Source organism: Novosphingobium sp. B-7, from assembly GCF_000410615.1.
Lineage (GTDB): Bacteria > Pseudomonadota > Alphaproteobacteria > Sphingomonadales > Sphingomonadaceae > Novosphingobium > Novosphingobium capsulatum.
Genome location: NZ_KE148378.1, coordinates 26,325 through 26,599, shown reverse-complemented (window position 1 = coordinate 26,599; position 275 = coordinate 26,325). Strand labels below are relative to the sequence as shown.

At 72.4% G+C, this 275-nt stretch carries 1 pseudogene; it reads right to left on the bottom strand.

Annotated elements, in window-relative coordinates:
* Positions 1-242 (bottom strand): annotated as a pseudogene (locus tag H926_RS33420) (hypothetical protein); the annotation flags it as partial.
* Positions 243-275 lie beyond the last annotated feature (33 nt).

The window sequence follows — 275 nt, the reverse complement described above, 5'->3', positions numbered from 1 at the left end:
GCGCGGCCGGCCAGCGCCGCCATCTCTGCCCGATCGCGCGGGCGCAAGACCACGGGCCACGGCCCCGGCGCTTCAACCGGCACGCCCCAGAAGCAGCCCCCCACCCGCGCGGCGCAGATATCGGCAAACAAGGCGCGAGCTTCCTCTATGGCCGCAGCCGAGGGCGACGAGACGCTCTCGCCGCTTACGCCAGCGTCTGCCCAGGGAAAGGCCGGCGCACGCAACAGGGGCGCTGCGCTCATGGCCGAACGTTCCAGCTTTCCAACCGCAGCGTG